Source organism: Nitrobacter sp. 62-23 (assembly GCF_001897285.1).
Classification (GTDB): domain Bacteria; phylum Pseudomonadota; class Alphaproteobacteria; order Rhizobiales; family Xanthobacteraceae; genus Nitrobacter.
This window is the reverse complement of the sequence record NZ_MKSM01000021.1, coordinates 13555-34136: the sequence shown is the minus strand read 5'-3', so window position 1 is coordinate 34136 and position 20582 is coordinate 13555. Positions and strand designations below refer to the sequence as shown.

Sequence of the window (20582 nt, the reverse complement as noted above, 5' to 3'; positions counted from 1 at the left end):
CTCCGGTCCTTCGTAAAGCACCTTGGCCTTGCCTTCGTAAATGCGACGCCGACGGCTCATTGGGATGTACCGTGTGTTGTTGAAATCCATGAAACTGGGTGCTCCGAGCGCTTGATGTGACCCGTGGCGGAGCTGCCGCGAAGGCCGGACCCTGAACAGGAACAGGAAACAGAACAAGAACCGAGCCTGTCCGCAACCTAGCCGATTGAGCCACCCGGCACAATCAATTCAGACTTTTAGCGGGAAGTTTTACCCGCTCCCTGCGACCATGCGCCCGTTGTTCCCAAAGCGGCCAATTCTTATCTAGGTTGTTGAACCGGCTGCGCAACGTGGCCGGGTTGGCAGCTTCGGCAACAATGGAACCGGACCCGACCATGAGCACATCATTCGACAAGCGTGAAGAAGGTTTTGAGAAGAAATTCGCCCTCGACGAGGAGCAGAAATTCAAGGCCGAGGCGCGCCGCAACAAATTGCTGGGATTGTGGGTCGCGGAAAAGCTCGGCATCTCGGGCGACGCCGCCAATGCCTATGCCAAAGAGGTCGTCGCCGCGGACTTCGAGGAAGCCGGCGACGCCGACGTCGTTCGCAAGGTGATGGGCGACCTCTCCGCCAAGGGCGTCGCACTCACCGAACCGCAGGTCCGCGCCCAGATGGACGGGCTGCTGGCGGAAGCCATCGCCCAGGTGAAGGCGGGCCAGTAGGCGGCGAGAAAGTTCGCGCTATTCACGCGGGAATAACAGGCCGGCCGAACCACCAGCCCTGCCTTTACAGCGTGTTAACCGAAGGCGCCTGCACCACCCCTGATCCGTCAGTCACGGCAACGGCCGGCGCTGTCACTCCTCCCTGAAGCCGTATTCGAGGTTATTCCCGGTCGCGCCGTAATACTTGAACGGCAGGAACTTGCCGGACATGCCGATCTTGACGCGATCGCCCTTGGGATTGGCAACGCGCGCGATCTCCAGGTCGAAGTCGATCGCCGACATGATGCCGTCGCCGAATTCTTCCTCGATCAGCGCCTTCAGCGCCGGCCCGTTGATCATCACCAGTTCGTACAACCGATAGATCAGCGGATCGGTCGGCGGCATCGGCGTGCCCTGCCCGCGCATCGGCACCTCGTTGAGCATCGCGATTTCCGTCTTGGAGAGGCCGAACAGCTTTCCGGCCGCCGCCGCCTGCGGCCTGGTCAGTTTCATGTGGCCGAGCAGCGCGCTGACGATCAGGATTTCCGAAAACCCGCCGATCTCGCCGGCGATGTATTTCCAGCTCCATTCCTTCTCGCGCTTGATGTCGAGAATTTTTTCGGTGAGGTCGGAACGCTTCATCATGTCCTCCCGTCTGAAAACGTCTGGGACAATGGCCAAGCAATGCCCGTGCCATGAACAAGACCGCGATTGACGTGAGAAAACCGGCGCGGGCAGCAAGCGATTGACCAGATTTTGCGCAGCGAATGCCGGATTAGCGGGCACCCCGTAACGCGTGCGAATGCCCACGAGACGGGGCGCGCATCCTTAAGCTTGCCCCTTGCCGTCGCCGGATTATAGGATTATATTCCGCGACATGACCCCGCCACACACACCTCCCGCCCTCACCCGCCTCCGCGTCCAGCCGGACGAAACGCCTGACGACGCACAGCCAGTTCCGCACCGGCGACGCGGCGGGCGGCAACCGCATGCGGACTCGACCGTGGCATGGGTCCGCCGCCTGATCGAACAGACCACGCTGCCGCAGCATCAGATTGCGAAGAAGACCGGCGTCAAGCGCACGACCATTTCGGTTTGGACGAAAAACTACGGCTGGACGCGTCCGCCGCTCGCGCCGCGCTCTCCCCACACCGTGCCGCTCTGGCGCGCCGGGCCAAACCTGAAGCTTCGTCTGTTGACGGGGCGGTTGGTTGCGATCGCCGAGCGCATGGTGCGTGAGCTGGAAGAGAGCGATGACACCGATCTCGACAAGCTCGTGCAGGCGCTACAGGTGGTGAAAATGGCGCGGACCACGGCTATGGGCAACAAGCGCCGCCCCTTCCTTGTCGGCAGACCGCAAACGGGATGGCAGACGTTGACGCAGGATGAAGCGATCCGCGCCGCGCTGCGGGAGATGCACCGCCGCGGCGTCGACATCGACCGCGCCCCGCAGGAGGCACTGGATTTGGTGATCGATGCGAATTTGCCGGTGGAAGAGGATCACCCGGCGTTGCGGGAGAGGGGCGCAACGCGGCGTTGAGAAACTCAATCCCGACCGATTTCAGTGTGAATAACTGCATAAGAACAAAAAAAGAACATTATTTTCAGGCGATTGATTACAACCAACTTTCCAGCCTTGCAACCTTGCCACGAAACCACCACATGTAGTTGGGGTAGGAAACAAGGCCACCTGTTGGTGTGTCAGAACCTTCCGATAAGGGAACTTCTAATGGCAAAGACTGCTGCTAAAACGGGTGGTACTTCCCGGGTTCGATTCGTGATGTTTGATGCCGAGGTCGCTGAAGGCGAGATCGGACAGATCACCCAGGCAATTCAAAACGCGTTGCGCGGGCCCGCCCAATCGGTCGGCAGACGTCTTGCATCTACCTCCGCCTTGAAGGCACTGGAGGTCAATGGCCACGCTGACGAAGCCGAGGCCGAGTTCGATCAAGAGGACGAGGTTACCGATGTAGAGGTAACGTCGACAACTCCGAAAGCCAAAGCGCCGCGTAAGGCTGCTCCGAAACCAACCGTTATACAAATCGACATCACGAGTGAGCCGCCGCTGTCGTCAATCATCGACCCGAAGAGTAATCACCGGCGCTATTTGGCCATCGCGGCTTGGCTGCATGACCATCGTGCTCTCGAGGCAGTAACTGCCGATCACATCTACACATGTTACCGGCATCTCAATTGGCCAACCGACATTCTCGACTTTGCTCAACCTCTGCGTGAACTGAAACATAAGCAGTATTTCACCACGCCGGAGCGCGGTAAATACGCCATCAACCAGCTTGGGCTTGCGAGGGCAGCCGAGGGCGCTTCCGACTAATGCAGCTTCAGGAGTTGGTCGAGCAGGTGCCGGGCTTCGACGTAGCGGCACCAAAGGAGCGGATCAAGCTCTTCGCCTGGTGGCTTCATACCCACGGCGGGAAAGAGCTTTTCTCTCCTGTCGATATCCGAGGCTGCTACGATAAACTCCATATCGATGAGCCACCCGCCCTTGCCACATACCTAACGAGGTTGTTCGAGGCGAAAGAACTGCTGAAGGAAAAGGGGCGGTACAAGCTTGAGCGTACTGTGCGCGTCGATCTCGATAAGAAGCATGGCGTTCACCAGAGCGTGGTGGCGGTGAGCAAGCTCCTGATCGATCTAATCGGGAAAGTGCCGGACCTCGCCGAACAAAATTTCCTAGCTGAGGCGATCAAGTGCTACCGCGTGGAGGCCTATCGCGCATGCATCGTTATGGTGTGGAACGTCACCTACAACCACTTGATCAACTGGATAATGAACGACACCGGTCGACTCGGGAATTTCAACGCGACCATCATAAAGCGAAACTCAAAGAAGGCTGGACTGGTTATCACCAAATATGACGACTTCGAGGATTTGAAGGAGCGCGAAGTCATCGACATCTGTAGCACGGCTGGCCTTTACAACAGCAGTGTCTACAAAATTCTCGTCGGCAAATTGGATAGACGGAACATCGCCGCGCATCCTTCAGCGGTGGTGATGGTCCAATCTCAAGCTGACGATACAATCACCGACCTTGTAAATAACGTCATACTAGGCCTGCTCTGAGCCGGTGAAGCTTAGGCGCGGGCATCGACACGGCTAACGGGACGACGCGCTCATTTGCGGTCAGCGCAATTGAAGCTGCAGCCTCCGTGGTTCGCAGAACCGAGTGCTGTCGACTAAGCGGCAGATTGTGACTACGCCTTCGTGCGGTTCGAGAGCGCCCAGTACCTATCCGCAATCGCGTTGAACGCCTCTCCGCCCCCACGCTCTATGCCCTCTCCCCCTTAGCCATCCTCCCTGCCAGATCATCCAGCACCCGCGCCAGATCCCCCTCCACCGCCGCCGCCTCCACCTCAACCACGCGATAGCCGCGTTCGGCGAGCCACGCTGCCCGCGCGGCGCGGTCGCGGACGATGGCGTCGCTCTCGTTCGCATTCACCAGTTCGATCGCAATGCGCTGCGCGAACGACACGAAATCCGGGATGTGACGGCCGACCGGGGTCTGCCGCTTGAACTGGCCGGCGAAGCGGCGGTCGGAAGTCAGCGCCTTCCACAGGATGCGCTCGGCATCGGTGGGATTTCGTCTGAGCAACCGCGCCAGCCCGCGCACCGTGCTGCTGCTGTCCGCCGATGCTCCGCCCGGCCCCTGCTCGGCCAAAAGCGCCCGCAGCCGCGTCGCCTGCGCGCCGTCGAGCACGCCGCCCTTGGCCGGTCCCTTGCGCCCTTCCGCGATCGCCATGACGACGCCATGGAGCGTGTGCATGTCCTGCTTGGTCGGCTCCATGCGAGTGAAGATGTTGCGCAGGTTCACCAGCATGGTGTCGCGCTTTTCCGGCGGGCGCAGGAATTCCACCTTGTCGAGCTCAGTGACGAGATTGTCGAAGAACGCCTCCATCTGATGTTGCGAGGCCCGCCCCGAACGCTCCGGCATCGCGAACGGCAGTTCGCCCTTCGTCACCAGCTTGAACCATTCGTAGCCCATCAGCAGCACGGCCTGCGCCAGGTTGAGCGAGGCGAAGCCCGGATTGACTGGATAGGTGATGATGCGATCAGCCATCGCCACTTCCTCGTTCAGAAGGCCGGCGCGCTCGCGCCCGAACAGGATGCCGACATGACCGCCGGCCGCGGTCTGCGCGTTGGCCTCAAGGGCGGCCGCCTCCGGCGCGACGACCGGCTTGGCTTGATCGTGGGCGCGCGCGGTGGTCGCGAACAGCAGCGTGCAATCGGCCACGGCGTCGGCGACCGTATCGAACAGCTCCACCTTGCCGATGATGTGGTCGGCGCCCGCCGCCGCGCGCTGCGCCGCGACATTCGGCCAGCCGTCGCGCGGGTTGACGATGCGGAGCCGTGTCAAACCGAAATTGCCCATGGCGCGCGCCGCCATGCCGATGTTCTCGCCGAGCTGCGGCTCTACCAGAATAACGGTGAAGCCGGTCTCGGCGATGCCGGTTTTCGTCCTGTCGGTGCCCGACATCTCGCCTCGTCTTTCACCTTGTGCATGAGATTCTGGTTCAACGGCGTCGCTCGCCGAGTCTTCGATTGCGCCTTTCCAGATTTTTCTCAAGTCAAATAACGCACTTAGTGGAATCGAGTTGAACTTGCAGGGGAAGATGAACGCAAACAGCCAAGTTTCGGCCGCGCTCACCGCGAAAACGTCAGAACATCTGGAAAATCAGTGCGGTAATGCCGTCCATTCGGCTTTCGCCTGCGCCGCCCGGATGCTATAGCCGGGACACTTGCAGGCTTCCCTCCCGAAACGGCCCGATCCCCAAATGGCAAAAATCAAGGTGACCAATCCGGTCGTCGATCTCGACGGCGACGAGATGACCCGGATCATCTGGAAATACATCAAAGAGAAGTTGATCTATCCGTTCCTGGATATCGACCTGATGTACTTCGACCTGGGGATGGAATCCCGCGACAAGACCGACGACCAGATCACGATCGACGCCGCCAACGCCATCAAAAAGGTGGGCGTCGGCGTGAAATGCGCGACCATCACCCCCGACGAAGCCCGGGTGAAGGAATTCGGCCTCAAGCACATGTGGAAGTCGCCGAACGGCACCATCCGCAACATCCTGGGCGGCGTGATCTTCCGCGAGCCGATCATCTGCAAGAACGTGCCCCGCCTCGTCCCCGGCTGGACCAAGCCGATCATCATCGGCCGCCACGCCTACGGCGACCAGTATCGCGCCACCGACATCAGGTTCCCGGGCAAGGGCACCCTGAGCATGAAGTTCGTCGGCGAGGACGGCACGGTGATCGAGCGCGAGGTGTTCAAGGCGCCCGGCCCCGGCGTGGCGATGGAAATGTACAATCTCGACGATTCCATCGTCGATTTTGCCCGCGCCTCGCTGAACTACGGCCTGCTGCGCGGCTACCCCGTCTATCTCTCGACCAAGAACACCATCCTCAAGGTCTATGACGGCCGCTTCAAGGACATCTTTCAGGACATCTACGACCGCGAGTTCAAGACGCAGTTCGAGGCCCGCAAGCTGACCTACGAGCACCGCCTGATCGACGACATGGTCGCTTCAGCGCTCAAATGGTCCGGCGGCTATGTCTGGGCCTGCAAGAACTACGACGGCGACGTGCAGTCGGACACGGTGGCGCAGGGCTACGGCTCGCTCGGGCTGATGACCTCGGTGCTGCTGACCCCGGACGGCCAGACCGTCGAGGCCGAAGCCGCCCACGGCACCGTGACGCGGCACTACCGCGAACACCAGAAGGGCAAGGAGACGTCGACGAATTCGATCGCCTCGATCTTCGCCTGGACCCGCGGCCTGTCCCATCGCGCCAAGCTCGATGACAACGCGGCGCTGGCGGATTTCGCGACCACGCTCGAAAGGGTCTGCGTCGAGACCGTCGAGTCCGGCTTCATGACCAAGGACCTCGCGCTTCTGGTCGGCGCCGATCAGCGCTGGCTGTCCACCACCGGCTTCCTCGACAAGGTGGCGGACAACCTGACCAGGGCAATGGCGGAATCGTAACGCGTCGCCTCCCCAATCCTCTCCCTCCGATGGAGAGAAAGCAGGCCGAACGCAGCATCCGCATCGATCTGAACCGATCAGAATCAAACGTTCACGCCGCCGACGGCGCGCTCCCCTCCGCCGGTTTCGGATCGCTGTCGGGAGGCGCAGCCGCATCGGCGGCGGGGCGGCTCTCCGGCAGGATCGCGGCATCGGCGGTCTGCGCCAGCATCGCGCGGGCGATTTCGGTTTCGCCCATGATGACCGATGTCGCGCCGTGAAACTTCAGATGAGCGACCTCCTCTTCGGAATGCGCCCGCGCGATGATCGGCAGGCTTTCGCTGATGGCGCGCGCCTTGGCGACGATCTGGCCTCCCTCGAAACCGTCCGGGATAGCGACCAGGAGACCCCGCGCAGCGCCGACATTGGCCGCCTGCAGCATGCCGGGCGCCGCGGCGTTGCCGGTTATGACTTCCACGCCCTCCTGCTTGAGCCGCTCGACGATGCCGGGGTTGTCCTCGATCACGAGAAGCGGCGTCCCCGCCTCGCGCAGCGCGCGGCTGACGACGCAGCCGACGCGGCCATGTCCCACCAGCACGACATGGCCCGTCAATGCCGATACCGGCAGCGGCACCTGCGGCGATTCCTCCTCTGAATCGTTCGAAGGTTTTTCGCCATTCTTTTTCTCGACACGCGCCATCACGCGGTCGAGCACCGCGAACCACAGCGGATTGAGCATGATGGTGATGATGGCGCCCGCCAGCACCAGGTCTCGCCCGCGCTCGGTCATCAGCGACAGGCTGACGCCGAGGCTGACCAGAATGAACGAGAATTCGCCGATCTGAGCCAGGCTGGCGGAGATCGTCAGCGCCGTCGAGTTGGAATAGCCGAACACGCGCACGATCGCATAGGCCGCCAGCGACTTGCCGAACAGGATGATGAACAGCGTCGCCAGCAGCGGCAGTGGCTCCTTCATAATGATCAGCGGATCGAACAGCATCCCGACCGAAACGAAGAACAGCACCGCGAACGCATCGCGCAACGGCAGCGTTTCGCTGGCGGCGCGCTGGCTCAGTTCGGACTCGCTGAGGATCATGCCGGCGAAGAACGCGCCGAGCGCGAAAGATACGTCGAACAGCGTGGCCGCGCCGAAGGCCACGCCGAGCGAGATGGCGAACACCGCGAGCCTGAACAGTTCGCGCGAGCCGGTATGCGCCACATAGTGCAGGATCCACGGGATAACGCGGCGGCCGACCACAAGCATCAGCGCGACGAAAGCGGCGACCTTTCCGAGCGTCAGCGCCATCGGCCAGACCAGCGCCGACAGCGCCATGGTGGTCGCGGCCTCACCGTTCATCAACCCGGCAAGCGGCGGCAGCATCACCAGCGTGAGCACGCAGGCGATATCCTCGACGATCAGCCAGCCGACAGCGATGCGGCCGCGTTCGGTGTCGATCAGCCGCCGCTCCTGCATCGCGCGCAGCAGCACCACGGTGGATGCCGTCGAGAGCGCGATGCCGAACATAATGCCCTTGCCGGTGCTCCATCCGAGAAACCAGCCCAGTCCCCAGCCCATCACCGTCGCCGCCGTGATCTGCACCACCGCGCCGGGCAAGGCGATCGCCCGCACCGACCACAGATCCTTCAGCGAGAAGTGCAGCCCAACGCCGAACATCAGCAGGATGATGCCGATCTCGGCGAGTTCATTGGCGATGTTCTGGTCGGCGACGAATCCCGGCGTGAACGGCCCCATCACGACGCCCGCCAGCAGATAACCGACCAGAGGCGATACGCGGGCGCGCTGCACCAGCGCGCCAAAGACAAATGCCAGAACGAGGCCGATCACGACCGTGGAAATCAAAGGCGTATTGTGTTGCATGGGGCATATTGTTGCATATGCGAGCAGGATGCCACACGGTTATCGGCTACCCATCGCCGCACCGACCCGAACCGCCTCTGGATCGGAACCGAATTAGCCACCCATTGCCGCCGCGATGGCGTCAAGCGCCGCGCCCGCGTTGGCGCCGTCGGGACCGCCGGCCTGCGCCATGTCCGGCTTGCCGCCGCCACCCTTGCCGCCGAGCACCTCGGACGCCTTGCGCACCAGATCGACCGCCGAGAAGCGCGTCACGAGATCAGGCGTCACGCCGACAACGACACTCGCCTTGCCGTCGTCGCTGGTCGCAACCAGCGCGACAACGCCCGAGCCAATCTGCTTCTTGCCCTGATCGGCGAGACTCTTGAGATCCTTGATCTCGATGCCCTCGACCGAACGCGCCATCAGCTTGATGCCGCCGACGTCGCGCAGCCCCGCGGCGCTTCCCGACGATGCGCTCGCAGACCCACCGCCCATGGCGATTTTCTTGCGCGCCTCGGACAATTCGCGCTCGAGCTTCTTGCGCTCCTCCATCAGCGAGGCGATCCGCGCCGGCATGTCGTCAAGCGTGGTGCGCAACTCGCTTGCGGCGGTTTTCGCCAACTGGATGGCGTCATTGGCGTGACGGCGCGCATGATGCCCGGTCAGCGCCTCGATCCGGCGCACGCCCGACGCCACCGCGCTTTCGCCGATCACCGATATCAGGCCGATATCGCCGGTGCGTTTCACATGGGTGCCGCCGCACAGTTCGACCGACCAGCCGAGCGCATTGCTCGCCGCGCCCTGCCGTCCCGCGCCGCCCATCGATACCACGCGCACCTCGTCGCCGTACTTCTCGCCGAACAGCGCCCGCGCGCCCGCCTCGCGCGCATCGTCCACCGCCATCAGCCGCGTCATCACCTCGCCGTTTTCCAGCACGACGTCATTGGCGATATCCTCGATCCTGCGCAGTTCGTCCGCGCTGATCGGCTTGTTGTGGGCGAAGTCGAAGCGCAGCCGCTCGGGCGCGACCAGCGAGCCGCGCTGCGCGATATGATCGCCGAGCACCTGACGCAGCGCTTCGTGCAGCAGATGGGTCGCGGAATGGTTGGCGCGGATCGCGGAGCGCCTCGCATGATCGACCTCCAGCGCCAGCGCCATGCCGGGCGTGAGCGTCCCCTGCTCGACGATGCCGAAATGCACGAACAGATCGCCCGCTTTTTTCTGGGTGTCGGTGATGCGGACGCGAACGCCGTCAGCGGCGAGAACGCCGACGTCGCCGACCTGGCCGCCGGATTCGCCGTAGAACGGCGTCTGGTTCAGAACGATGGCGCCGCTCTCGCCGGTCTTGAGGTCATCGACTTCCCTGCCGTCCTTCACCAGCGCAGCGATCACGCCTTCCGCGGTTTCGGTCTCGTAGCCGAGAAATTCGGTCGCCCCGAGTTTTTCGCGCAACGGAAACCACACCGCCTCGGTCGCGGCCTCGCCCGAACCCGACCACGACGCGCGCGCCTTGGCCTTCTGCCGTTCCATCGCATCGGTGAACGAGGCCAGATCGACGCCGATGCCCCGCGTGCGCAACGCGTCCTGCGTGAGATCAAGCGGGAAGCCGTAGGTGTCGTACAGAGTGAACGCGGTCTCGCCGTCGAACATGTCACCCTTCTTCAGCGACGCGCTTTTCTCATCCAGAATGGAAAGCCCGCGCTCCAGCGTCTTGCGGAAGCGCGTCTCCTCCAGCCGCAGCGTTTCCTCGATCAGGGCGCGCGCGCGCTGCAATTCGGGATAGGCCTCGCCCATCTCGCGCACCAGCGCGCCGACCAGCCGCCACATCAACGGCTCCCTCGCGCCGAGCAACTGGCCATGGCGCATCGCGCGCCGCATGATCCGGCGCAGCACATAGCCGCGACCTTCGTTCGAGGGCAGCACCCCGTCGGCGATCAGGAACGAGGATGCGCGCAGGTGATCGGCGATCACGCGCAGCGAGGCCTTCATCGGACCATGCGGGTCCGCGCCGGTGAGATCGGCCGCGGCGCGAATCAGCGCGACGAACAGGTCGATGTCGTAATTGTCGTGCTTGCCCTGAAGCACGGCCGCGACACGTTCGAGCCCCGCGCCGGTGTCGATCGAGGGTTTGGGCAGATCCAGCCGGCTGCCGTCCGCCAGCTTCTCGTATTGCATGAACACGAGATTCCAGATCTCGACGAAGCGGTCGCCGTCCTCGTCCGGCGATCCCGGAGGCCCGCCGGGAATCTTGTCGCCGTGATCGTAGAAGATCTCCGAGCACGGGCCGCAAGGGCCGGTATCGCCCATCTGCCAGAAGTTGTCCGCGCCCGCGATGCGGATGATGCGCGATTCGGGCAGGCCGGCGATCTTCTTCCAGAGGGCGAACGCCTCGTCGTCGTCGATGTAGACGGTGGCGGTCAGCCTGTCCTTCGGCAGGCCGAACTCCTCGGTCACCAGTTTCCATGCCAGTTCGATGGCGCGATCCTTGAAATAGTCGCCGAACGAGAAGTTGCCGAGCATCTCGAAGAAGGTGTGATGGCGCGCGGTGTAGCCGACATTGTCGAGGTCATTGTGCTTGCCGCCGGCGCGCACGCATTTCTGCGAGGTGGTGGCGCGCCGATAGGACCGCTTCTCGACGCCGGTGAAGACGTTCTTGAACTGCACCATGCCCGCATTGGTGAACATCAATGTCGGATCGTTGCGCGGAACCAGCGGCGACGAGGGCACGATCTCGTGGCCCTGGGCCGCGAAATAGTTCAGAAAGGCCGACCTGATGTCGTTAACGCCGCTCATTGTGTTCCATCGCGTCAATAGGGGCTCGCGGCCCTGAAACGCGTATTCCGCAAAAGTGGATATCGGTTTTGCGACAGAATACGCGCAAGGTGGCAGTGGCATTTTGTCCAGCGACCGCTTTTAGACGGGGGTGACCGGGCTGTCCAGAAAGTGTGCAGGAGGATCAGGGGGTTGGCCGATATTAAATAACATCCGTTGAAAATGCTGCATCTGCGTTGACAGCCTTGTTGAAGGCGTGTTTTCGTCATATCTGTTTAGAAGTCGCGCCGGGAGAGATCGGCCGCTTCCGGAAAGGAAGCAGGCCGGCGCCGAAGGAGCAACCGCCCCGGAAACTCTCAGGCAAACGGACCGCGCGACGTGTGACATCTGGAAAGAGGCCCTCGACCGTGTGCGGTCAGGGTCCGCCGACGGGATAATACTCTCAGGCACAGCGACAGATGGGGTTTCTACGGGTTTTCAGGGAATCGTCCCTTTCAACCGCAAGGACCCCTGATGGCGACGCACGTCTCCGAAGCGCCGACCCTGCAAAGAACCCCCCTGCACGCCCTGCACCTGGCGCGCGGTGGCAAAATGGCGCCGTTCGCGGGCTACGACATGCCGGTGCAATACGCGCCCGGCGTGCTCAAGGAACACCTCCACACCCGTGCCGCCGCCGGCCTGTTCGACGTCTCGCATATGGGCCAGATCGCGCTGCGGCCCAAATCCGGAAAAGTCGAGGATGCCGCGCTCGCGCTGGAACGGCTGGTGCCGCAGGACATCGTGGCGATCGCGCCGGGACGGCAGCGTTACGCGCTGTTCACCAATGCGTCCGGCGGCCTGCTCGACGACCTGATGGTGGCCAATTTCGGCGACCACCTGTTTCTGGTGGTCAATGGCGCCTGCAAGGTCGCCGACGAGGCGCACCTGCGCAAACATCTCGCCGACACCTGCTCCATCGACGTGCTGGCCGATCGCGCGCTGGTCGCGCTGCAGGGGCCGAAAGCGGCGACCGTGCTGGCGAGGGTCTGTCCTGAGGCGCCGGGGATGAAGTTCATGGATGCCGGCTCTCAACAGATTGACGGCGTTAGTTGCTTCGTCTCGCGTTCCGGCTACACCGGCGAAGACGGCTTCGAAATCTCGATCCCCGCGGCGCAGGCCGAAGCGGTGGTGTCGGCATTGCTCGACGATCCGGACGTGATGCCGATCGGGCTTGGCGCCCGCGACAGCCTGCGGCTCGAGGCCGGGCTCTGCCTTTACGGCCACGACATCGACACCACGACAACGCCGGTCGAAGCCGCGCTGGAATGGTCGGTGCAGAAAAGCCGGCGCGGCGTCGGCGCGCGGGCGGGCGGCTTCCCCGGAGCCGACGTTATCCTCTTCCAACTCGAGCAGGGCGCGGCCCGCCGCCGCGTCGGACTTCTGCCGGAAGGCCGCGCGCCGGTGCGCCAAGGCGCGCCGCTGTTTGCCGATGCGAATTCCGCCGATCCGATCGGCGCCGTGACGTCAGGCGGTTTCGCACCGAGCCTGAACGCGCCGGTTGCAATGGGTTATCTGCCGACCACGCACGCTGCCGTGGGCGGTCTGGTCTTTGCCGACGTGCGCGGACAGCGGCTGCCGCTGCGGGTGTCCGCGATGCCTTTTGTTCCGCACAATTACAAGCGCTGAGGAATTTGTCATGACCGTTTTGTATACCGCCGATCACGAATGGCTCCGCATCGAGGGCGACACCGCGACCATCGGCATCACGGACCATGCGCAGTCGCAGCTCGGCGACGTCGTGTTCGTCGAACTGCCCAAGGTCGGACGCCAGTTGAAGAAGGCCGAAGCTGCCGCGGTGGTGGAGTCGGTCAAGGCGGCCTCCGACGTCTACGCGCCGATTACCGGTGAAGTCCTTGAAGTCAACGACGCGCTCGGCGCGGAACCGGCGCTGATCAATTCCGATGCTGACGGCAAGGCGTGGCTTTTCAAGCTCACAATCGCCGACAAGAGCGAACTCGGTGGCCTGATGGATGAGGCCGCCTACAAGGCGCATACGGCCTGACCGCTTTTCGTCCCGGCCTTTTGCCGGGCCTGACGCAGGTATTCAATTTTTACATCGAGGAGCATTTCGATGACCGTCCGTGAAGAGCCCGCCACGACCTTCGCGCGCCGCCATATCGGCCCGTCGTCGCGCGACATCGATGCGATGCTGGGAGCCGTCGGAGCAAAGAGCCTCGCGGCGCTGATGGACGAGGCGCTGCCCCCTGCAATCCGGCAGAGCGCGCCGCTCGATCTCGGCGATGGCTTGAGCGAAGGCCTGAGCGAAATCGAAGCGCTGGCGCACATGCGGGAGCTTGCCGCGGCAAACCAGGCTTTCACCTCGCTGATCGGGCAAGGCTATTCCGGCACGATCCTGCCGACGGTCATCCAGCGCAACATCCTGGAAAATCCGGCATGGTACACGGCCTACACGCCCTATCAGCCGGAAATCAGCCAGGGACGGCTGGAAGCGCTGTTCAATTTCCAGACCATGGTCTGCGACCTCACCGGACTCGATGTCGCCAACGCCTCGCTGCTGGATGAAGCAACGGCGGTGGCGGAAGCGATGGCGCTGGCCGAGCGCGCGTCGACGGTGAAAACGAAAGCGTTCTTCGTCGATCACGAGGTGCATCCGCAGACGCTCGCGGTGCTGCGCACCCGCGCGGAGCCTCTCGGCTGGACGCTCGTCACCGGCGATCCGCTGCACGATCTCGACAAGGCCGACGTGTTCGGCGCGGTGCTGCAATATCCCGGCACCTCGGGCGCGGTCCGCGACCTGCGTCCGGCGATCGCCACGATCAAGGCCAAAGGCGGTCTCGCGGTGGTCGCGGCCGACCTGCTGGCGCTGACGCTTCTCGCCTCGCCCGGCGAACTCGGCGCCGACATCGCCGTCGGATCGGCGCAACGCTTCGGCGTGCCGATGGGCTATGGCGGGCCGCACGCGGCCTACATGGCGGTGCGCGACGCACTGAAGCGGCTGCTGCCCGGCCGCATCGTCGGCCTCTCCGTGGATTCACGCGGAACGCCGGCCTATCGCCTCGCCCTGCAGACCCGCGAGCAGCACATCCGCCGCGAGAAAGCCACCTCCAACATCTGCACCGCGCAGGTGCTGCTGGCGGTGATCTCCTCGATGTATGCGGTCTATCATGGTCCCGAAGGGCTGGCGCACATCGCGCACACCGTGCATCGGCATACCGCGACGTTGGCGGCCGGCCTGACGCGGCTCGGCTTCGCGCCGCTCAACGGCGCAGCCTTCGATACCCTGACCGTGAGGGCCGACGACCGGCAGGACGAGATCGTCACCCGCGCGCTCAGCCAGGGCATCAACCTGCGGATCAACGCCGACCATACGCTCGGCATCGCGCTTGACGAACTCACCATCCCGGAGATTGTCGAAGCGGTGTGGCGCGCGTTCGGCGGCGCGTTTTCTTATGCCGACGTCGAGCCGCACGCCCCCGATCTGCTGCCTTCCGATCTCAGGCGCAGGACACCCTATCTGACCCATCCTGTGTTTCACGCGCATCGTTCCGAGACCGCGCTGCTGCGCTACATGCGAAAGCTCGCGGACCGCGATCTTGCGCTCGACCGGACGATGATCCCGCTCGGCTCCTGCACGATGAAGCTCAACGCCACCACGGAAATGATTCCGCTGACGTGGCCGGCCTTCGCAAGCCTGCACCCGTTCGCGCCGTCCGAGCAGGCGGAGGGTTATCACTCGCTGTTCGAACAATTCGAACAATGGCTGCTCGACATCACCGGCTACGATGCGGTCTCGCTGCAGCCGAATTCCGGCGCCCAGGGCGAATATGCCGGGCTTCTGGCGATCCGCTACTATCACGCCTCACGCGGCGAGCCGCACCGCACGGTCTGCCTGATCCCCTCCTCCGCGCACGGCACCAATCCGGCCTCCGCCAACATGGCAGGCATGGAGGTCGTGGTGGTGGCGTGCGACAAACGCGGCGACGTCGACGTCGACGATCTCAGGGCCAAGGCGGCGCAGCACGCCGACCGGCTCGCCGCGATCATGATCACCTATCCCTCAACCCACGGCGTGTTCGAGGAGCACATTCGCGAGATCTGCGACATCGTGCACGGCCATGGCGGCCAGGTCTATCTCGACGGCGCCAACCTGAACGCGCAGGTCGGTCTGGCGCGACCCGGCGATTACGGCGCCGACGTCAGCCATCTCAACCTGCACAAGACCTTCTGCATTCCGCATGGCGGCGGCGGACCGGGCATGGGCCCGATCGGCGTGAAAGCGCACCTTGCGCCCTTCCTGCCCGGCCATCCCGCAACCGACGGCGCAACACCATCCGCGGCCGGACCGGTTTCGGCCGCGCCGTTCGGCTCGGCATCGATCCTGACCATCTCCTATCTCTACATCCTGATGATGGGGAGCGAAGGGCTGACGCGCGCCACCGAAGTCGCGATTCTCAACGCCAACTATATTGCGCAACGCCTGGCTCCGCACTTTCCGGTGCTGTACCGCAACGTGAAGGGGCGCGTCGCGCACGAGTGCATCATCGATCCGCGCGCGCTGAAAACCAAGACCGGCGTTACCGTCGATGATATCGCCAAGCGGCTGATCGACTACGGCTTCCATGCCCCGACCATGAGCTTTCCGGTGCCGGGGACGCTGATGATCGAGCCGACCGAATCGGAGACAAAGGCGGAACTCGATCGGTTCTGCGACGCCATGATCGCGATCCGGCACGAGATCGCGGAGATCGAGGCTGGACACTGGAGCGTCGAGTCCTCGCCGCTGCGCCACGCGCCGCATACCGTGCACGACATCGCCGACGATGACTGGTCGCGGTCCTACAGCCGGGTCCAGGGCTGCTTCCCGCCCGGCACCTCGCGCTCGGACAAATACTGGTCGCCGGTCGGACGGGTCGACAATGCCTACGGCGACCGCAACCTGGTCTGCTCCTGTCCATCGCCGGAAGATTACGCCCAGGCCGCGGAGTAACGGGCGTCGCCATCCGGAGGGGCTTAGAGCCTTCCCGCTTCTGATGGAATCAGAAGCGGAGCCTCTATGCTTTTGATTTGACGCCTTTTCTCTTCACGCAAACCGGATTCCGCTTCGCTCGAAAACGCTCTAACCGGTCCAGCTTTCAGCGGCCCGATGACGGGCTCTGGCGCGCGATCCGCTCACCGAGGCATGCCCGGCCGGAGCCGAGCCCAATGTGATTGCCGGATACGCCGATTGCTGGAATACGCTGCTGTCGCGGACGACGAGGGCTTTCGTGTTGTACCTTGCTCGCAAAATACTTTTCCGATCGACCACGGAGAGGTGCGTAGCGGCAAAGCCGTTGCGCGCTGAGGACGTCCTCTGAGAATGATAAAAATAAAAACGGACGCTGGGGATGTCGGCAACTCAACATCCACAGCGCCCGTTTGCTTCCGAGAGGCGCGAGACGCTTCCGCAAAGGATTCCCGTCTTTGCGGATCGCACCAAACCCGGGCCGCACGAGCCCGTGTCCCGGAAACCTCCGACCGGCCTCAGTCCTCGGCCGGCTCCTCATCATCGTCATCACGCTCGGGGCTGCCGGCCAGAATCTGCTCGGCAATCAGCCCTGAATTCTGCCGGATCGCCATTTCGATCTTGGCGGTGATGTCGGGATTGGCCCGCAAAAACCCCTTCGCGTTTTCGCGTCCCTGCCCCATGCGCTGGCTGTCATAGGAGAACCAGGCGCCGGATTTTTCGACGATACCAGCCTTGACCCCCAGATCGAGGATTTCTCCCATCTTGGAGACGCCCTCGCCATACATGATGTCGAACTCGACCTGCTTGAAAGGCGGCGCCAGCTTGTTCTTCACCACCTTGACGCGGGTCTGGTTGCCGACGACCTCGTCGCGCTCCTTGATCGCGCCGATGCGGCGGATGTCGAGGCGCACCGAGGCATAGAATTTCAGGGCGTTACCGCCGGTTGTGGTTTCCGGAGAGCCGTACATCACCCCTATCTTCATGCGGATCTGGTTGATGAAGATCACCATCGTGTTGGACTTGTTGATCGAGGCGGTGAGCTTGCGCAGCGCCTGGCTCATCAGCCGCGCCTGCAGTCCGGGCAGCGCATCGCCCATGTCGCCCTCGAGTTCGGCGCGCGGCACCAGCGCCGCAACCGAATCGATGATGAGCACATCCACCGCACCGGAGCGCACCAGCGTATCGGCGATTTCGAGCGCCTGCTCGCCATGATCGGGCTGCGAGATCAGGAGGTCGTCGACATTGACGCCGAGCTTGCGGGCGTAGACCGGGTCGAGCGCGTGCTCAGCGTCGATGAAGGCGCAGATGCCGCCCTTCTTTTGCGCCTCGGCGACCGCATGCAGCGCCAGCGTGGTCTTGCCCGAGGACTCCGGGCCATAGACCTCCACGATGCGTCCCTTGGGCAGGCCGCCGACGCCGAGCGCGATATCAAGTCCCAGCGAACCCGAGGAAATCACCTCGACGTCCATGGACTTGTCGTTCTTGCCGAGCTTCATCACCGAGCCCTTGCCAAACTGGCGCTCGATCTGGGACAGCGCGGCGGACAGGGCCTTCGACTTATCCATGGAGGATCCTTCGACGATTCGCAGGGCAGCTTGGGACATGGGTCGGGCTCCTTATGAACGGGATTCGCGGGGGGGACAACGAATGGACCACGGATGATCTGAGAAGATAATGTACTCTATTTGTTCTCAGTTCGCAATATGTTCTTTTACACCGTCTTACCCGCCCGTCTTACGAAGCCGACTTCCCCTTTCACAGCGATCTGGGCCTGCTTGATTATGCGGCGCACAGCATCGCGAGCCCGACACCGCTATTGTCCTAATTTAATCTTAAGACTCTGGTGCCACCCTACCTGCATGAAAATAATTTTCGCGCTGGCAATTGTGCTGTTCGTGATCAACCAGTGGGATCAGAACTACAACCATGGGACGCTGACCCGCGCCGGCTTTTCATTGGCACGAGATCTCGGTCACTCGTTCGGCATATACATCTAGACTCCATCAGCCGGTGGAGTGGCCGCCGACGGGCGGCATCGGCGATTCGTCCTCATCCACTTTGTGACATCCATCACAACGGCGAAGACCGGCGCGTCGTACTCCTGCGACCGCTGATCACGAGGGATGATCCCCTCATTCAAAAACAGGAGAAAGACATGAGCAACGGGATCCGCAAACTGAATGATACGGACATCGAGGGAATTGCCGGTGGCATGAGCTGTGAGACGGCACTTGCCGTCGCCAAGATTTATTACTCGGCCGGTGACATCCTGCATAGCCTCGGCGACGAGGCCGGGGCCCACCAATTGTATGGCAAAGGCTCCGGCGTCATGGAGGGGGCTTGCAACAAGGGGTAAGGATGACTTGAGCCAATTGGCAGCTATCTCGATCGCGGTCATGCGTAACAGAGGGGCCGCCTCGACAGGTGGCCTGTTCCATTCCGGCAAGCTCGGTGGGTCGCCCTCGCGGGCCCGCGTTGCCCGATGTGCCGCAGCCGTTCCTCGCGACGATGCGAAAGCCGAGTGGTTCTCAGCCAAGGCATCGGAATAAGAGATCTGAGAATAAGAGATCAGACCAAGGGATCAGAATTGTTTGGCTCCGCTGGCCTTTCGGCTGGCGGGGCATTTTTGTGTGCGACCGTCATTTTGTGGACCGTCGTTTTGTGACGCTGATCCCCTCCCCAAGTGTGACCCAGATCACGGCAGCCGTACGCGCGACGGCATAAACCTCGTGTCACAGGCGGCGGGAATAGTCCCGTTCCGCGGGCATCCAGGAGACGACAATGACCAAGTCAAAAACCACCGACCTCGCCACCCAGATCCGCGTTCTCGACGACGCTGAACTCACTGCCGTCTCCGGCGGCGCGTTCGAGCTGCCGGCGAACCTTCGGCTCGCCGCCACACCGGTCGGCGGATGGGACATGAAGGACGTCTTCGCCAGGCCGGTGCTCGGCACCTACCAGACCCGATAAGCGGCACCTACCGGACCCGATAAGGAGAGCAAGGAGAACGCCATGACCAACCAGACCCGTGAATGCGATGTGCGCGAACTGAATGCGTCCGAGATCGACGACGTGGCCGGCGGCCTGTCGAAGCATGTCGGCAAGGGACCGCTGTTTCCGCTTCCGCCCTCGACCGGCCCGACGATCCCGGTCGATCCCAAACCGGTCGTCGTCTACGTCTGATCGACGCTTTCAAAGCGAGGCCGCCCTGCGAGGGGTGGCCTCTGTTCACGCCAAGGCCACACATCTGCCGTTGAAAGACGGGTTGGTCCACCGAGATGTTGCCGGAAATCATCAGCGCCGAAGGGAGTCGGATGCGTTCTTAGAATCCTTTTGACTGTGCAACGCGTTTTGATTTTTCTGGCAGTCGCTGGGTAACGGGATGAGTGCGATGCTGGAAACGATCACTGCCGTCTTTGGAATAATGAGCGTCGGCATTTTCTTGGCCCACGCGATCGATGGATATTGGTCGCGGCCTTGACCGGACGACGCGGCCGCCATTATCCGGGCCACCCTGCCCCCATCTGGCCTTAAGTCTCCGCCAAGTCGAAATCCTGACGTAACCGCGCGGCCATGTCCCGGACCCGTCCGCGCCACAGGTCTGGATCGGCGATCGGGCCGGCCTCCGGTTTGATCGTCAGCATCGCGTTCCACGGGTTTGAACCGTAGACGGTCACCGCGAACCCGCTGGCCGGCGCGCCGTCGAGCGTTTGCAGCGCCTTCAGGATGATACCCGCGAGTTCGTCCGCGGTTTTGCGCCGATCATAGCTCTCCGCCAGTTGATCCCCCGGCATGGCTTCCGCGGTCAGGTCATCGACCTCCGCAGGCTCCGGGATTTCGGACCGGGGCGATTCGGGGAAGGCGAGCGAATCGTCGTCGGGCTGGTCGGGCTGAGGCCTCGCGTTATGGCGCGCACCCAAAACGTTCTGGATCAGGGCCAGCAACCCCTTGTCCATGCCGCTGCTGTTACCCACGTCGCTCGCTCCGCTCGATCGAGGCTGCGGCGCCCGGACAACTGCCTCCCGCCCCTGGATCACGATAATCTTGGATCGAATCAATCCAGGATCAGAACGTAATCGATTCCAGCATTTTAAGAAGCGGGACGCAGACGGAAAACCGCACAGCGCTCATCGTCGCTCGCGGGTCGTGAGTATCTTGCAGGTGTTCAGCTCAGCGCCACCCCTATCAGCAGCGTGACGAGCACGCCGAAGCCGGCGAACGCGATATTGAGGAAATTCCGGGCCAACCCGGGTTCGGTGGTCAGCATGATGTTTCTCCCG

18 protein-coding genes, 1 pseudogene and 2 riboswitches are annotated in these 20582 nt (G+C 62.9%); of the genes and pseudogenes, 12 read left to right on the top strand and 7 right to left on the bottom strand.

The features are described 5' to 3' along the window. Positions 1 to 90 (bottom strand): annotated as a pseudogene (locus BGO16_RS02560) (phosphoribosylaminoimidazolesuccinocarboxamide synthase); the annotation flags it as partial. A gap of 284 nt (positions 91 to 374) precedes the next feature. On the opposite strand from BGO16_RS02560, the gene BGO16_RS02555 reads away from it, so the two are divergent. Then, the gene (locus BGO16_RS02555) at positions 375 to 701 is read left to right on the top strand and encodes a DUF1476 domain-containing protein (RefSeq protein WP_292617031.1); all 327 of its coding nucleotides are present in this window, start codon (positions 375 to 377) and stop codon (positions 699 to 701) included. A 132-nt stretch (positions 702 to 833) separates the two neighbouring features. On the opposite strand, the gene cynS is transcribed toward BGO16_RS02555, so the two are convergent. Beyond that, on the bottom strand, positions 834 to 1322 hold the full coding sequence (gene cynS / locus BGO16_RS02550; protein WP_292617030.1) for a cyanase: 489 nt from the start codon (positions 1320 to 1322) through the stop codon (positions 834 to 836). A 235-nt stretch (positions 1323 to 1557) separates the two neighbouring features. Between cynS and BGO16_RS02545 the strand changes: the two genes are divergently transcribed. The 3 genes from BGO16_RS02545 (at position 1558) to BGO16_RS02535 (ending at position 3761) form a co-directional block, all read left to right on the top strand. Next, positions 1558 to 2220 (top strand): hypothetical protein, encoded by a 663-nt coding sequence (locus tag BGO16_RS02545; protein WP_292617029.1) that lies wholly within the window; start codon positions 1558 to 1560, stop codon positions 2218 to 2220. Between the two features lie 189 nt (positions 2221 to 2409). Continuing rightward, positions 2410 to 3012: a hypothetical protein gene (locus BGO16_RS02540; RefSeq protein WP_292617028.1), complete on the top strand. Its 603-nt coding sequence runs from the start codon at positions 2410 to 2412 to the stop codon at positions 3010 to 3012. Beyond that, positions 3012 to 3761 (top strand): hypothetical protein, encoded by a 750-nt coding sequence (locus BGO16_RS02535; RefSeq protein ID WP_292617026.1) that lies wholly within the window; start codon positions 3012 to 3014, stop codon positions 3759 to 3761. The genes BGO16_RS02540 and BGO16_RS02535 overlap by 1 nt, the downstream gene beginning before the upstream one ends. Positions 3762 to 3966: 205 nt before the next feature. On the opposite strand, the gene BGO16_RS02530 is transcribed toward BGO16_RS02535, so the two are convergent. After that, positions 3967 to 5172 (bottom strand): TrmJ/YjtD family RNA methyltransferase, encoded by a 1206-nt coding sequence (locus BGO16_RS02530; protein ID WP_292617025.1) that lies wholly within the window; start codon positions 5170 to 5172, stop codon positions 3967 to 3969. A 298-nt stretch (positions 5173 to 5470) separates the two neighbouring features. Between BGO16_RS02530 and BGO16_RS02525 the strand changes: the two genes are divergently transcribed. Continuing rightward, on the top strand, positions 5471 to 6688 hold the full coding sequence (locus BGO16_RS02525; RefSeq protein ID WP_292617024.1) for an NADP-dependent isocitrate dehydrogenase: 1218 nt from the start codon (positions 5471 to 5473) through the stop codon (positions 6686 to 6688). 91 nt (positions 6689 to 6779) lie between these two features. On the opposite strand, the gene ybaL is transcribed toward BGO16_RS02525, so the two are convergent. Next, the gene (ybaL, locus tag BGO16_RS02520; protein WP_292617023.1) at positions 6780 to 8546 is read right to left on the bottom strand and encodes a YbaL family putative K(+) efflux transporter; all 1767 of its coding nucleotides are present in this window, start codon (positions 8544 to 8546) and stop codon (positions 6780 to 6782) included. Between the two features lie 93 nt (positions 8547 to 8639). Further along, positions 8640 to 11318, bottom strand: coding sequence for an alanine--tRNA ligase (gene alaS, locus BGO16_RS02515; RefSeq protein ID WP_292617021.1), 2679 nt, complete (start codon positions 11316 to 11318; stop codon positions 8640 to 8642). Positions 11319 to 11574: 256 nt separating this feature from the next. Next, a riboswitch (glycine riboswitch) is annotated at positions 11575 to 11679 on the top strand. A 2-nt stretch (positions 11680 to 11681) separates the two neighbouring features. Next, positions 11682 to 11758: riboswitch (glycine riboswitch) on the top strand. Between the two features lie 52 nt (positions 11759 to 11810). On the opposite strand from alaS, the gene gcvT reads away from it, so the two are divergent. The 3 genes from gcvT to gcvP all read left to right on the top strand — a co-directional run bounded on the left by gcvT (position 11811) and on the right by gcvP (position 16284). Then, positions 11811 to 12962, top strand: a complete 1152-nt coding sequence (gene gcvT / locus BGO16_RS02510) for a glycine cleavage system aminomethyltransferase GcvT (RefSeq protein ID WP_292617019.1) — start codon at positions 11811 to 11813, stop codon at positions 12960 to 12962. Positions 12963 to 12972: 10 nt separating this feature from the next. Then, a complete protein-coding gene (gene gcvH, locus BGO16_RS02505; RefSeq protein WP_292617017.1) occupies positions 12973 to 13338 on the top strand; it encodes a glycine cleavage system protein GcvH in 366 nt (121 codons plus the stop codon). A gap of 69 nt (positions 13339 to 13407) precedes the next feature. Continuing rightward, positions 13408 to 16284: an aminomethyl-transferring glycine dehydrogenase gene (gcvP, locus tag BGO16_RS02500; protein ID WP_292617015.1), complete on the top strand. Its 2877-nt coding sequence runs from the start codon at positions 13408 to 13410 to the stop codon at positions 16282 to 16284. A 533-nt stretch (positions 16285 to 16817) separates the two neighbouring features. Here gcvP and recA read toward each other — a convergent pair. Then, the gene (gene recA / locus BGO16_RS02495; protein WP_292617014.1) at positions 16818 to 17906 is read right to left on the bottom strand and encodes a recombinase RecA; all 1089 of its coding nucleotides are present in this window, start codon (positions 17904 to 17906) and stop codon (positions 16818 to 16820) included. 255 nt (positions 17907 to 18161) lie between these two features. Between recA and BGO16_RS02490 the strand changes: the two genes are divergently transcribed. From BGO16_RS02490 to BGO16_RS02475, 4 genes are all read left to right on the top strand, one after another. Continuing rightward, on the top strand, positions 18162 to 18299 hold the full coding sequence (locus tag BGO16_RS02490; RefSeq protein ID WP_292617012.1) for a hypothetical protein: 138 nt from the start codon (positions 18162 to 18164) through the stop codon (positions 18297 to 18299). A gap of 158 nt (positions 18300 to 18457) precedes the next feature. Further along, a complete protein-coding gene (locus BGO16_RS02485; protein WP_292617010.1) occupies positions 18458 to 18658 on the top strand; it encodes a hypothetical protein in 201 nt (66 codons plus the stop codon). Between the two features lie 425 nt (positions 18659 to 19083). Continuing rightward, entirely contained in the window at positions 19084 to 19272 is a 189-nt protein-coding gene (locus BGO16_RS02480) for a hypothetical protein (protein WP_292617009.1), read from the top strand. 42 nt (positions 19273 to 19314) lie between these two features. Continuing rightward, entirely contained in the window at positions 19315 to 19485 is a 171-nt protein-coding gene (locus tag BGO16_RS02475) for a hypothetical protein (protein WP_292617008.1), read from the top strand. A 347-nt stretch (positions 19486 to 19832) separates the two neighbouring features. On the opposite strand, the gene BGO16_RS02470 is transcribed toward BGO16_RS02475, so the two are convergent. Beyond that, the gene (locus BGO16_RS02470; RefSeq protein WP_292617007.1) at positions 19833 to 20246 is read right to left on the bottom strand and encodes a hypothetical protein; all 414 of its coding nucleotides are present in this window, start codon (positions 20244 to 20246) and stop codon (positions 19833 to 19835) included. Positions 20247 to 20582: the final 336 nt, after the last annotated feature.